Annotated in this window: 11 protein-coding genes and 3 tRNA genes; 9 read left to right on the top strand and 5 right to left on the bottom strand. The window is 66.4% G+C overall.

Annotation, left to right across the window (positions count from 1 at the left end; all coding sequences use genetic code 11):
- The first annotated feature begins 58 nt into the window (after positions 1–58).
- Both ppsR and AB8808_RS13025 read left to right on the top strand, forming a co-directional pair.
- Entirely contained in the window at positions 59–874 is an 816-nt protein-coding gene (ppsR, locus tag AB8808_RS13030) for a posphoenolpyruvate synthetase regulatory kinase/phosphorylase PpsR (RefSeq protein WP_354512607.1), read from the top strand.
- Positions 875–907: 33 nt separating this feature from the next.
- Complete coding sequence (locus AB8808_RS13025; RefSeq protein ID WP_036140837.1) at positions 908–1381, top strand: DUF1249 domain-containing protein; 474 nt, start codon at positions 908–910, stop codon at positions 1379–1381.
- 233 nt (positions 1382–1614) lie between these two features.
- Here the strand turns inward: AB8808_RS13025 and AB8808_RS13020 are convergent.
- The 3 genes from AB8808_RS13020 to AB8808_RS13010 form a co-directional block, all read right to left on the bottom strand.
- Positions 1615–1691, bottom strand: a tRNA-Asp gene (locus AB8808_RS13020).
- A gap of 70 nt (positions 1692–1761) precedes the next feature.
- A tRNA-Glu gene (locus tag AB8808_RS13015) sits at positions 1762–1837 on the bottom strand.
- A gap of 11 nt (positions 1838–1848) precedes the next feature.
- Positions 1849–1924: transfer RNA gene (locus AB8808_RS13010), tRNA-Ala, on the bottom strand.
- Positions 1925–2129: 205 nt separating this feature from the next.
- Here AB8808_RS13010 and AB8808_RS13005 point away from each other — a divergent pair.
- The 5 genes from AB8808_RS13005 (at position 2130) to AB8808_RS12985 (ending at position 7267) form a co-directional block, all read left to right on the top strand.
- Positions 2130–3890 (top strand): cation:proton antiporter, encoded by a 1761-nt coding sequence (locus AB8808_RS13005; RefSeq protein WP_369929988.1) that lies wholly within the window; start codon positions 2130–2132, stop codon positions 3888–3890.
- A 165-nt stretch (positions 3891–4055) separates the two neighbouring features.
- Complete coding sequence (locus tag AB8808_RS13000; RefSeq protein WP_036140839.1) at positions 4056–4832, top strand: FKBP-type peptidyl-prolyl cis-trans isomerase; 777 nt, start codon at positions 4056–4058, stop codon at positions 4830–4832.
- Positions 4833–4945: 113 nt separating this feature from the next.
- Positions 4946–6295: a UDP-glucose dehydrogenase family protein gene (locus tag AB8808_RS12995; protein ID WP_369929986.1), complete on the top strand. Its 1350-nt coding sequence runs from the start codon at positions 4946–4948 to the stop codon at positions 6293–6295.
- The gene (locus AB8808_RS12990; protein WP_369929984.1) at positions 6288–6503 is read left to right on the top strand and encodes a SlyX family protein; all 216 of its coding nucleotides are present in this window, start codon (positions 6288–6290) and stop codon (positions 6501–6503) included. The genes AB8808_RS12995 and AB8808_RS12990 overlap by 8 nt, the downstream gene beginning before the upstream one ends.
- Before the next feature lie 23 nt (positions 6504–6526).
- Positions 6527–7267 (top strand): DUF2058 family protein, encoded by a 741-nt coding sequence (locus AB8808_RS12985; RefSeq protein ID WP_369929982.1) that lies wholly within the window; start codon positions 6527–6529, stop codon positions 7265–7267.
- A 7-nt stretch (positions 7268–7274) separates the two neighbouring features.
- Here the strand turns inward: AB8808_RS12985 and AB8808_RS12980 are convergent, their stop codons facing one another.
- Complete coding sequence (locus AB8808_RS12980; protein ID WP_369929980.1) at positions 7275–9332, bottom strand: 3-hydroxyacyl-CoA dehydrogenase NAD-binding domain-containing protein; 2058 nt, start codon at positions 9330–9332, stop codon at positions 7275–7277.
- A 127-nt stretch (positions 9333–9459) separates the two neighbouring features.
- Here AB8808_RS12980 and AB8808_RS12975 point away from each other — a divergent pair, with 127 nt between their 5' ends.
- Together AB8808_RS12975 and AB8808_RS12970 are read left to right on the top strand one after the other, a co-directional pair.
- On the top strand, positions 9460–9942 hold the full coding sequence (locus tag AB8808_RS12975) for a Ycf46 family AAA ATPase (RefSeq protein ID WP_369929978.1): 483 nt from the start codon (positions 9460–9462) through the stop codon (positions 9940–9942).
- 3 nt (positions 9943–9945) lie between these two features.
- Positions 9946–12489, top strand: coding sequence for a putative bifunctional diguanylate cyclase/phosphodiesterase (locus tag AB8808_RS12970; protein ID WP_369929976.1), 2544 nt, complete (start codon positions 9946–9948; stop codon positions 12487–12489).
- A gap of 8 nt (positions 12490–12497) precedes the next feature.
- On the opposite strand, the gene AB8808_RS12965 is transcribed toward AB8808_RS12970, so the two are convergent.
- Entirely contained in the window at positions 12498–12866 is a 369-nt protein-coding gene (locus tag AB8808_RS12965; protein ID WP_369929974.1) for a DUF427 domain-containing protein, read from the bottom strand.
- Positions 12867–13068 lie beyond the last annotated feature (202 nt).

Below are 13068 nucleotides of genomic sequence, written 5' to 3'. Positions count from 1 at the left end.
TTATGATGACGTATTGGTCTTAAGGTGAGGGTCGGGAACCAGCCAAGGAAACCGTTCGATGCGGCGCACCGTCTTCTTCATCTCCGATTCCACCGGCATCACCGCCGAGACCATCGGCAACAGCATGCTGGCCCAGTTCGACGGGGTGCAGTTCGATACCCACCGGCTGCCGTTCATCGACAACGCGCAGAAGGCCGAGGCGGCCTCGCTGCGGATCAAGACCAAGTACGCCCAGGACGGACACCGCCCCATCGTGGTCAACACGATGACCTCCCGGGCCCTGTGCGACATCGTCGCCGGCAGTGGCGCCCTCATGCTGGACGTCTTCGCGCCGTTCATCGAGCCGCTGGAGGCCGAACTGGGAGCCAAGCAGTCGGGTGCGGTCAACCGGTCGCACGGCCTGGTGGATTTCGAGCGGTACGAGGCGCGCATCGAGGCGACCAACTATGCCCTGGCCCACGACGACGGCCTGGACGTGGACTACAACCAGTCGGACGTGGTGCTGGTGGGGGTGTCCCGCTCGGGGAAGACCCCCACCTGCCTGTACATGGCCTTGCATTACGGGGTATGCGCCGCCAATTATCCGCTCACGGACGACGACCTGGACAAGCTGGAGCTGCCGGTTCGCCTCCGCCCCTATCGCAGCCGCCTCTTCGGGCTCACCATCGATCCGGTGCGCCTGGCGCAGATCCGGGAGCAGCGCCGTCCCGGCAGCCGCTACGCCACGTTGAAGCAGTGTCGCTGGGAACTCGAACAGGCCGACCGGCTGATGCGGCGGGAAAACATACCCGTCCTCAACACGACGCACACCTCGATCGAGGAGATTTCCAGCAAGATCTTCGAGTACCTCGGCATCGAACGACACATGTACTGATCGCGCAAACGATTACGGAGACCGCCATCCTTTATGACCGCTGTGATTGAACGCCCCACCGCGTTGATCCCGGGACGCTTCGAGTTCCTGATGGGCCTGTACGCGGAAAACTACCATCGGCTGGCGCGCCTGTTCGCGCCGGAGCGGCTGGCGCCCGGGCGTTACGTATCCGACGTTGACGATGGGTTGATGGTGCGGCTGGATGTCCAGGAAAAGCATCCGTACACGCTGGAGCTCGAGCTTACCTACGACTTCGTCGACGAGGCCACCGGCCATCCCTCGCCCTCGGCGCAGCTGCGCATGTACACCGATGCCCACGTGGCCGAGGCCATGCATTGCCATCCGGGCCGCAAGCTGTGGCAGGTGCTGGGGCCGTTCCCGCCCGCGCATTCGGTGTTCCAGCACCGCCTGCGCATGAACGGCTTCCTCAGCCGCTGGCTGGAATACCTGGCCGAGCAGGGCCATTCGATCGGCACGCTCCAGCGGATCGATACCCCGGCTCCGTGAAGGTCTGGGGCCTGGGCATGCCGACATAACGCGCCAGCGCCCATGTCGGAGCGCACGATGTGCGCGACATATGTTGAGGCCGAGACATGGCGCTGGCGCGCCGACCGCCAATTGTCGCGAAAAGATGTCGCGCACGTGCGTGCGCTCCTACATGCCTATGCCGGTGCATGGGGAGACCGGGCAAATCCGAGACAAAAAAAATCCGCCAGATGGCGGATTCCTTTTGGAAGTAATGGCGGAGCGGACGGGACTCGAACCCGCGACCTCCGGCGTGACAGGCCAGCATTCTAACCGACTGAACTACCGCTCCACACTTACCGTCCAACACGTTCCAACAACTACCAACTTCTCGTCCATTCACTTCCTGGCGGACCAGAAAGTGGCGTCCCCACGGGGATTCGAACCCCGGTCGCCACCGTGAAAGGGTGATGTCCTAGGCCTCTAGACGATGGGGACGTCTTAGAAGTTGGTGGAGCCAGCCGGGATCGAACCGGCGACCTCCTGCATGCCATGCAGGCGCTCTCCCAGCTGAGCTATGGCCCCCTGCTGGAAGCCGCAAAGATTACGTCCGACCCATCCGTTCGTCAAGCATTCGTTACACTTTTTTTGAATTTTTTTTCCACGAAACGAGAATGACGAGGCGTGGCGGCTACTTGCGTGTGTCATGTGGCGCATGTCGTTTCGCCTGCCGCGTGTCGTGCCATGCGAGCACGGGTTAACCTGTGGGTTCGACATCACAGGGACAGGCATGCACGGCATCGTTTTCATCCAGGACCTGGCCACGGTCATGCTCGTCGCGGGGCTGACCACGGTGATCTTCCAGCGCCTCCGCCAACCGGTGGTGCTGGGATACATCATCGCCGGCCTGCTGATCGGTCCGCATACGCTGCCGGTCATCTTCATCCACGACGAGCAGACGATCCGCACGTTGTCCGAGTTGGGCATGATCCTGCTGCTTTTTGCGCTCGGGCTCGAGTTCAGTCTGAAGAAGCTGCGCGCCGTGGGCGGTGCCGCGCTGGTGGCCGCGTTTTCCGAGATCGTGCTGATGGTGTGGATCGGCTACGAGATCGGCCGGTTCTTTGGCTGGTCGGCCATGGATTCGATCTTCCTCGGCGCGATGCTGTCCATTTCCTCCACCACCATCATCATGAAGGCGCTGGAAGACCTGGGTCTGAAGCGCGAGCGCTTCGCCCAGCTGATGTTCGGCATCCTCATCGTGGAAGACCTGCTGGCCATCGTGCTGATGGCGCTGCTCACGGGCATCGCCAGCACCGGTGGCGTCGAGGCGGGGCAGGCGTTCGCCGCGGTCGGCCGGCTTGGCCTGTTCATGGCCGTATCGCTCGTGGTGGGCCTGCTGCTGGTGCCGCGCGTGGTCGATTACATCGCGCGTGTCAGCCGCAACGACGTGCTGCTGGTGGCCGTGCTGGGCATCTGCTTCGGTTTCTGCCTGCTGGTCACCGAGATGGGCTACAGCGTGGCGCTGGGCGCCTTCATGATCGGCGCCATCGTGGCCGAGTCGGACAGCGTGGCGCGCATCGAGCGGATCATCATGCCCGTGCGTGACATGTTCAGCGCCATCTTCTTCGTCGCCATCGGCATGCTGATCGATCCGGCCCTTCTGGTGGCCTACGCGTGGCCGATCACGATCGTCACCATCGCTGTGGTCGTGGGCAAGGTGGTGACCTGCAGTTTCGGCAGCTTCGTGGCCGGCAACGACGGGCGCACCTCGTTGCGGGTGGGCATGGGCCTGGCCCAGATCGGCGAATTCTCGTTCGTCATCGCCTCGCTGGGCCTGACCCTGAAGGTCACCAGCAATTTCCTCTATCCCGTGGCGGTGGCGGTCTCGGCCATCACCACCTTCCTCACGCCCTACCTCATCCGTTCGTCGGATCCGCTGGCGAACCTGCTTTCCCGCGTGCTGCCCGCGCGCGTGACCGGCGTGTTCGGCGCCTACACCGAATGGATGGGTAACCTGGGGTTGCAGGGGCAGGGCGCCATCGTGATGAAGATGATCCGCCGGCTCGTCTGGCATGTGGTCATCAACACGGCGCTGGTGGTGGCGGTGTTCATCGCCACGGCCTTCGCGTATCGCCGCGGGTTCCTCCACCTGGACATCCTCAGCGGCGATGCGACGGTCCGGCGCAGCCTGGCCTGGTCGATGGCTGCGCTGGTCTCGCTGCCGATGATCGTGGCCACCTACCGCAAGGCGGAAGCCCTGGGCATGCTGCTGGCGGAGTTGTCCGTGCCGGACCGTTTCGGCAGCAGCACCTACCGGATTCGTGCCGTGCTGGCGCGGATCGTGCCCCTCATGGCGATGCTGGTGATGGGGCTGCTGGTGGCGGCGCTGGCGTCCACGATCCTGCCCCCACGCGAAGTGGCGGGCCTGCTGATCCTGGTCGGGATCGGGCTGGCCTGGCTGATGTGGCGGGTGCTGGTGCAGGTGCACGCCCGACTCCAGGCCGCCCTGCGCGACACCCTGGACAAGCCCGGGGCGGACCCCCACGAATGAGCCGGTCACGTTTTTTGAAAGGTTTCTGAACTTTCCATGTGAAACCTTGTCTTTCGACCCGTCATTGCAAGCAGGATGCGAACCACCGCACAATGGCGATTCTGCCTCCACAAGGAGGTGTAAACCGGCGGCGTCGCCGAATCTTTCCAAGAGAGGGAGTATTCAATGAAGCACTTTTTGCGTCCCACGATGACGGCCGTCGCCCTGGCGGTTGCGCTGGGTACGGCTGCGGGCGCATCCGCCCAGGCCGCCAAGCCGGCTGCCTCCGGGGCACCGGTCGATAAGCAGAAGGCCAGCTACGTCGTGGGTTGGGACCTTGCCAGCTCGCTGCCGCCGCTCGTCGCGAAGGAAGTGGATGCCGCTACGGTAGCCAAGGCCCTCCAGGCCGCCCTGTCCGGCCAGAAGCCGACCATGTCGGAAGCGGAAGCCAAGTCCGTTCGTGAAGCCTTCGTGTCCCAGCTGAAGGTCAAGGCCGAAGCCGAGTACAACAAGGTTGCCGCCCAGAACAAGTCCGAGGGCGACGCCTTCCTGGCCAAGAACAAGTCGGCTTCCGGCGTGAAGGTCACGGCCTCGGGCCTGCAGTACCAGGTCGTCCAGGCCGGTACCGGTCAGCGTCCGGGTCCGAACGACACCGTCACCATCAACTACACCGGTACGTTCGTGAACGGCGAGAAGTTCGATTCCTCGGCCGATCACCAGCCGGCCGGTCCGGCCCAGATCCCGCTCGCCGCGGTCATCCCGGGCTTCCGCGAAGGCCTGCAGCTGATGCAGACCGGTGGCAAGTACAAGTTGTTCATCCCGTCGAACATCGCTTACGGCGCCAAGCCGGAAAATGGCTTCCCGCCGAATGCGACCATCATCTTCGACGTCGAACTGCTCAAGACCGGTCCGACCCCCGCGGGTCAGGGTCCGGGCGCCGGTCCGGCGCCGGGCGGCAAGTAAGCCCTCGCTACATCGGTGAAAAAGAAAGGGCGCGGAGCAATCCGCGCCCTTTTTCGTGCGCCCCCGTTACAATCGGCCGTTGGATCGCTTGCCGGAGCCACCCTGGGAGTCGCATGAAAGTCACGATCTTCGGAACCGGCTACGTCGGCCTCGTCACCGGCACCTGCCTCGCGGAAATGGGTAATCATGTCGTCTGCGTCGATGTGGATGCGACCAAGGTCGCGCGGCTGAAATCGGGTGATATCCCGATCTACGAGCCCGGCCTCGAGCCGATGGTGATCCGCAACCACGCGGATGGCCGGCTGGATTTCACCACCGACGCCGCCCCTGGTATCGATCATGGCCAGGTCGTCTTCATCGCGGTCGGCACGCCGCCCGACGAGGATGGCAGCGCCGACCTGAAATACGTCGTGGCCGTGGCCAACACCATCGGCGACCACATCGACCGCTATACCGTGGTGGTCAACAAGTCGACGGTGCCCGTGGGCACGGCGGACCGCGTGCGCGCGGCGATCGCCGCACGGTTGCAGGCGCGCGGGGTGGACGTGCCGTTCGACGTCGTGTCCAACCCCGAATTCCTCAAGGAAGGCGATGCGGTCGAGGACTGCATGCGTCCGGATCGCATCGTGGTCGGTGCGTCCAGCGAGCGTGCCGTCGCGGTGCTGCGCAAGTTGTACGCGCCGTTCAACCGCAACCACGACCGCATGGTGGTGATGGACGAACGCTCGGCCGAGCTGACCAAGTACGCGGCCAACGCGATGCTGGCCACCAAGATCAGCTTCATGAACGAAATCGCCAACATCGCCGAGCACGTGGGGGCCGATGTGGAACTGGTTCGCCAGGGCATCGGCGCCGATCCGCGCATCGGCTATCACTTCATCTATCCCGGTGCGGGCTACGGCGGGTCGTGCTTTCCCAAGGACGTGCAGGCGCTGGCGCGCACGGCCCACGGCGTGGGCTACGACGCGCGCCTGCTCGATGCGGTGGAGGCGGTGAACGACGCGCAGAAGTCGCGTCTGTTCGCGCTGCTGTCGAAGCACTTCGACGGCAAGCTCAAGGGTCTGACCGTCGCGGTCTGGGGCCTGGCCTTCAAGCCCAACACCGACGACATGCGCGAGGCCTCCAGCCGCCGCCTGATGGAGTTGCTGTGGGACGCCGGTGCCAGCGTGCGCGCGTTCGATCCCGAGGCGGCGGACGAAACCCGGCGCATCTACGGCAACCGCGACGACCTCGTGCTCGTGGAGCGGCCCTTCGATGCGTTGCAGGGGGCGGACGCGCTGGTCATCGTCACCGAGTGGAAGGCCTTCCGCGCCCCGGATTTCTCCCGGATCAAGTCGATGCTGGGCACGCCGGTAATCTTCGACGGGCGCAACCTGTACGACCCGGCGCAGGTCGAGGAAGCCGGCATCGCCTATTACGGTATCGGCCGCGGCCGCAGCCTGGCGGGACGCGATCATGGCTGAGTCCGTCGACGACCGCTTGAACGAGCTCGAAGTGCGCCTGTCCTTCATCGACGACACCGTCAACGGACTGTCGTCGGCCGACACGGAAATCGCGCGGCGCCTTGACCGGCTGGAGCGTGCCGTGCGCGACCTGCGCTCCGACCTGATCAACATGCGCGCCGGCATCGGCAGCGACCCGGCGAATGAACCGCCACCTCCGCATTACTGACACCCGAACGAGTCTTACCGATCATGGCAGAGTCCCTGCGCGACCAGTTGTTGAAAAGCGGCCTCGTCAAGGAGGTCCGTGAAGAAAAAAGGACCGCCGCGCCAGCGCCACCGAAACAGGCGGGGGGCAGCGGCCAGCCTTATGCGGGCCGCAATCCGCGTCACGGCGCCAAGCCTTCCTCGAGCCAGGGCGGTCGGCCGCAAGGCGAGCGGCCGGCTGGCAGTGGCGGTGCCCGGGCCGGAAGCGGTGGTCCCGGGGGCGGCGGTAATCGCGCCCAGGACGGCCGTCGCGGTGGAACCGGTGGAGGTCGCCCGCAAGGGGGCCGGCCGCCGCAGGCGGCCAAGCCCGCACGCACCGATGGCGAGATGGACCTGGCCAAGGCCTACGCCATTCGCGCCCAGGCCGAGGCGACCGAGCGTCGCCGTGCCGAGGCCGAGGCCGCCGAAGTGGCCCGGCTGCGCAAGGAAAAGAAGCGCAAGGTCGAGGAGCTTCTGAAGGGCAAGGCGAAGAACCTGCCCGACGCGGACCAGGTCAGGCATTTCCCGTATGGCGAGAAGATTCGTCGTGTCTATGTGGACACGGCACAGCTGGCGGCACTCAATGCCGGCGAACTGGGCGTGGTGCAGCAGGGCGGGCGTTATCTCATCGTCGACAAGGCGGTGATCGACGAATTGCGGGCCATCGCGCCGGAGTTCATCGCGCTCATGGTCGACCCGGACGCCCCCGTGGCCGACGACGGTGTTCCCGACGACCTGATGTGGTGACGTCAGGTCACGCCGGCGGCATCGCCAGCGCGGGGTTGTCCCAGCCTTCCTTCTTCGCAAAGCGTGCGCCGTGCTTCTGTCCCAGCCGGGCCAGTCGCTCGCCGATGGCGGCGACGCCTTCCGTGCGGAGGTACTGGATGGGGCCACCACGGAACGGCGCAAAGCCGGTGCCGAAGATGACGCCCGCATCCAGCAGGTCGGCGTCGTCCACCACGCCTTCGGCAAGGCATGCGACCGCCTCGTTGACCATTGGCAGGATCATCCGGTCCTGGATGTCGGTCGGCGGCACGTAGTCGGGATCGACCTCGGGCTTGTCCGGCTTGCCGTCCTTCCATACGTAGAGGCCTTCGCCGTCTTTCTTGCCGCGCTTGTTCGCGGCGAGCTTGTCGTCGAGCCCGGCCGGGATGTGCAGGCCCAGGAAGGGGGCAAGTTCCTTGCCGACGGAGGCGCACACGTCGAGACCGACCGTGTCGGCCAGTTCGATCGGGCCCATCGGCATGCCGAACTTCTTCGCCTCGCGATCCAGCACCGGACCCGGCACGCCTTCGTTGTAAAGGCGCATGGCTTCCATGAGGTAAGGCATGAGGATGCGGTTGACCAGGAAGCCCGGCGTGCCCTTGACCGGCACCGGCAGCTTGCCCAGCGCCTTACAGAAGGCGAGGGCGCGTTTTTCGATGGCGGGGTCCAGCCCGTCGTGACGGACGACCTCCACCAGCGGCATCTGCGCGACCGGGTTGAAGAAATGCAGGCCGAGGAAGCGCCGCGGCGCCGCCAGGCCCTGGCGCAGTTCGTCCAGCGGAATGGACGAGGTGTTGCTGGCCAGGATCTGCTCGGCGGTGAACTGCGGCTCGATGGTGGCGTACAGGGCGTGCTTGGCGTCCGCGTTCTCGAAAATCGCCTCGATGGCCAGGTCGGCCTGTGCGACGCCTTTGCCTTCCACGTCGGCGCGAAGTCGCGCCACGGCGGCATCGACCTTCGCCGGCGTCTTCAGTTTTTTCTCGAACAGCGTACGTGCGCGCTGGAGGGCGGGCTCGACGAAACGCAGCTCGCGATCCTGCAACGTAACGTCGAAGCCTTTCAGTGCGGTCCAGGCGGCGATGTCACCACCCATGGTGCCGGCACCGACGACGTGCACGTGCCGGATGCCGTGCTCGATGCCGCCGCCCAGTCCCTTGAGGCGTTCCTGCAGGAAGAAGATGCGGATCAGGTTGCGCGCGGTGGGCGTGGTGGCCAGCTTCGCCACCGATTTCGCCTCGAGTTTCAGGCGCTGCTGGATACCGGCACCGCCGCGTGCCCACACGTCGATCAGCGCGAAGGGGGCAGGGTAGTGTTCCTTGCGCACCTTGGCGGCGGTTTGCTTGCGGACCATGGGCGCGAGGATGGCCCTTGCCAGTGCGGTGTTGGTGGCCCAGGCCTTGGCGCGCAGCGCGAAGGGGCGCGCCGAGGGGCGCCGTGCCAGTTGCCTGGCTTCGGCCAGCAAGGCTTCCCGGCGTGCCAGCCGGTCGACGAGGCCGACGGCGCGGGCACGCCGCGCGTTGAACGGCTTGCCCGTGAGCATGGCCGGGAGGGCGTCCGGCGCACCGATCAGCCGCGGCAGCCGAGCCGAGCCGCCCCAGCCGGGATGGATACCGAGCATGACCTCGGGCAGGCCGATCTTCGTGGTGTCGTCGTCCGCAGCGATGCGCAGGCGGCAGGCCAGGGCCAGTTCGGTACCGCCACCCATGCAGGCGCCGTGGATGGCGGCCACGGTGGGGCACGGCAGGCGGGCCAGGTTTTCGAAAATGCGCTGGCCGTTCTCGATGTTTTCCAGGACCGAGCCGGCCTGGGCGTATTCGACGAACTCGCGGATGTCGGCGCCCACCGCGAAACCCGACGGCTTGGCCGAGTGGATCACCACGCCGCGCGGTGCCTCGATGGCCAGGCGCTCGACGAGGCGATCCAGTTCGTCGAGTACCTCGCGCGACAGCGCGTTGGCACTGGAGCCGGCGCGGTCCAGCGTGAGGACGACGATGCCGTCGTCATCGGCCTGGGTGGTCCAGTGCTTGAATCGGAGTCCTTCGAACATGGTGAAAGTCGTGCGCTGGCGAGTGAGCGCATCACCTTACCTTTCCGCCGCGTCGAATGCGAGATATCCGCTGGCGTCGCCCCCGGTGTTGCCACGATACTGCGCGTACCTCATGCAAGTGATGCCCATGGCGCCCGACACCCAGGCAGGTTCCGATGTCTTCGAGCGCATCCTGGCGTCGACGTGCCCGCTGGTCGCGTTGCAGTCGGCCGACCCGGCGATCCTGGTCGAGCAGTTCCGACTGGTGGCACGCCGCACGGGCCAGGCCGTCTACCTCTGGCGGCATGCAGACGGATTGACCAGCCTGCGCGATGCGCAGATGCGGGTGCCCGGCTGCGTACGATTGGGCGATGCCCTGCGCTACATCCTGCAGAGCCTGCATTTTGGCGTCTACCTGATGGACATGCCGCCGGGCCCGCCCAGCGCCACCGATGGTGCGCTTTTGCGGCAACTGGCCCGAACGAGCACGGGGCACGTGCGCCGCGTCGTGCTGATGGGCGCCAGCGCCAGCCTGCTGGCGACGTTCGAGGACGACGTGGTCAAGGTGGACGCCCAACCGCCGGGCCCGGCAGCCGCGCCCCGGCTTCGTGACGGTCGCTGGATCGTCTGACCCGTGTCGATCCGTCCAGCGCCTCTCGGCATCCTCATCTTCACGCCGCATCGCGACGTTCGGCGTGCCATTTTCGACGCCCTCGACCTGGATGGCGACTTCGTGCTGCTGAGCGCACGCGACGCCACGCAACTCGAGGCGCTGCTCGAGGATGCTCCCCCGCTGCACGTGATGGTGGTCGGTGCCGAGGGCGATCCCGAGATCGTCCGGGGGCTGCGCATCCTGCGTGCCTGCGAACGCTATGCCTCGCTGCCGGCAGTGCATGTCGTGGACGATCTTCCGGGTGTCGCGCCTGCGGGCGGTGTCGACTGGCTTCGCCAGGGCGCGATCGCCACCGAACTCGCCCAGCGCGTGCGGCAGGCGGTGACGACGCCCCCCGTTCCCGTCGTGCCGGTCGCTTCGGCACGGGATTACCGGTTCGCTTTCGATGCGGGCGCGGCATGGGTGGTGGCGTCCATCCCCCAGGGCTGCATCCTCGAGACAGGCGAGGCGATGGATCGCCTGTGCGCGGGGGATGGCCCGGCGCAGGGTCGCTTGCTGGCCGAGGTGTTCCATCCCGCCGGGGGCGCCGCCTGGCCGCTGCCGGATGGCGATGCCATCGCGTGCACGCTTCGCCGGCGCGATGGCACGGAGATCGTCGGCGAGATCGACGTACGGCATCGCACCGACGATGGGGAGCATCGCATCGCGGTCGGTTTCCGCGACCTGCGTGCCACCGACATGGCGTCGCGGGCGCTTTCCTTGCTGGCCGTGCTCGAGGGCTGCCCCAGTGACGATGAGGGCATCGGTGAGGCGGCGGCCCTTATAGCGGACGCCCTCGACCTGGACGCGTTCGCGGTCTGGTCGGCGCTTCCCGAGAGCGAGACGGACCCGTCGCTGATCACCCACCTGTACAACGGCCCGACGCCCGTGGAGTGGCCATCGCCCGACGACCTGCCCCTGCTCAGGACATGCCTTGGCGGCGCGACCCTGTCCAGGCTGGTCGAAGGTGACGATACCGCTTCCAGCGATCCGCTGGTCGACCTGCTGGGGCTGGTGTCGTTCGCCTTCATGCCGCTGCTGGACGAGCGCCGTAATGTGATCGGCGCGATGCTGGCGGGGCGGCGTCGCCAAGGCAGCGACGGCCGCGTGCTGTCCCTGGCGCTGCGCGCAGCCACCGCCCGATTCGCCTCGGCGCTGGAACTGCGCCGTGCGCGCGAGCAGGGCCGGGTGCGGGGCCTCATCGACACGCTGACCGGGCTGCCCAACCGGCTGCTGTTCAACGATCGCCTGGACACCACCATTCGCGAGGCGGAGCGCACCGGCGAGCTGTTCGCCATCCTCCTGGTCGACCTGGACCGTTTCAAGGGCATCAACGAGTCGCTCGGCCATGCGGTGGGCGATCTGGTACTCGACGCCGTGGCCCGGAGGCTGCGTGCCAGCGTGCGCGCGTCCGATACCGTGTCGCGGTTCGCGGGGGACGAGTTCACGTTGATCCTGCGCCACATCATCAAGCGCGACGACGTGCTGCGGATCGCCGAAAAAGTGGTCCAGGCGATGGAGGTGCCGCTGGCGCTGGATGACGGGTCGGAGTTGCAGGTCACCGTGTCGGTCGGCATCGCGTTCTTTCCCGACGACGCCCACCGGGGCGAGGTGCTGCTGCGCCATGCCGACGAGGCGATGTACGGCGCCAAGAGCCTCGGCCGCAACAATTACCAGCTGTATGCCGCCGATACCGGTGTGGCGCAGCGGCAGAGCGCCGAACTCAAGGCCCGCCTGCGTCACGCCGTGCGCAACGACGAGCTGCGCGTGTTCTACCAGCCCCAGGTGGCGGCGGCCAGCGAGGATATCGTCGGCATGGAGGCCCTGGTCCGCTGGGAGCATCCCGAGCTGGGCATGATCAGCCCCGCCTTTTTCATTCCGCTGGCGGAGGCCAGCGGCCTGATCGTGCCGCTGGGCGAATGGGTGCTGCGTACCGCCTGCGCGCAGGCGAAGGCGTGGGACGATCGGTTCGGCCTGCGGCTGCGGCTGGGTGTCAACCTCTCGGCGGTGCAACTGATGCAGCCGGACCTGGCCGGAGTGGTGGCGTCCGCGCTGCGCGACAGCGGCTTGCCGCCCGAGCTGCTCGAGCTCGAGGTCACCGAAAGCATCAGCGTCAAGACGGTGCCCCGGCTCGTCGAGACTCTCGATGCCCTGCATGCCCTGGGCTGCCAGATCGCCATCGACGATTTCGGTACCGGTGCCGCCTCACTGGACTACCTGCGCCGGCTGCCGGCAGACCGGATCAAGATCGACCAGAGTTTCGTGCGGAACATCGGGGTCGATCCCGACGACGAAGCCATCGTCAAGGCCACGATCGACGTGGCCCACCAGCTGAAACGGGCGGTGGTCGCCGAGGGCGTGGAGATCGAGCAGCACCTGCAGTTCCTGCGCAGCAACGGCTGCGAGGAACTGCAGGGCTATCTGTTCTGCCGCCCGCTGCCGGCCGCCAGCTTCGACAAGCTACTGGGCGAGCGTGAGCGCCTGGTCGGCGACGGCACCCAGGATCGGCCCGCTTTTCGGGCGTAGTGCACGAATCAATCCAGGGGGTATGTCTCTATGTCGTCGACGCGCCCGGCATAGAAGGCGAGATGCCCCTTGATCGCCAGTACGTGGTCGAACGGGTCTTCATACGACCACGCGATGTCTTCCTTGTGGTCCTTCCTGCTGAAATAACTCGCATCGCCCTTGAAAGGGCAATGGGTTCGGGTCCTGCTGGCCATGAGTTCCTGCATCGCCACCTCGTCGCGCGGAATGTAGAAAACCGGCGGCAGGCTGCCCTCGCGAAGCAGCAGAGCGTTACGACTATCGGCCAGCACCGCGCCGTCCGCCCGGACGATCACTCGCTGCGCGGCTGGTTCCACGGTGATGGGATGATGCGGTCCCGGTTGCTTGCCACCTTGCATGTGAACCTCTCGGGTGATGACGGATGCCGAAGCCGGCGGCATGGACCGCCAAAAATGTTGGTGCCGGTGATCATGGCGGCCGGCGATGGTTATCGGGGTCGCTGTCCAACGTGCCGTTCAGCCATTGGTGGGCATATTCCCACCGGCTGGGCCTGGCCCGTAAGTGAACTTGCCCGCGCGGCGCTTGTCTCAGCTGCGCCCG

Source organism: Xanthomonas sp. NCPPB 2632, from assembly GCF_041228075.2.
GTDB lineage: Bacteria > Pseudomonadota > Gammaproteobacteria > Xanthomonadales > Rhodanobacteraceae > Luteibacter.
The sequence above is the reverse complement of the archived record's forward strand: the minus strand, read 5'-3'. Positions and strand labels throughout refer to the sequence as shown.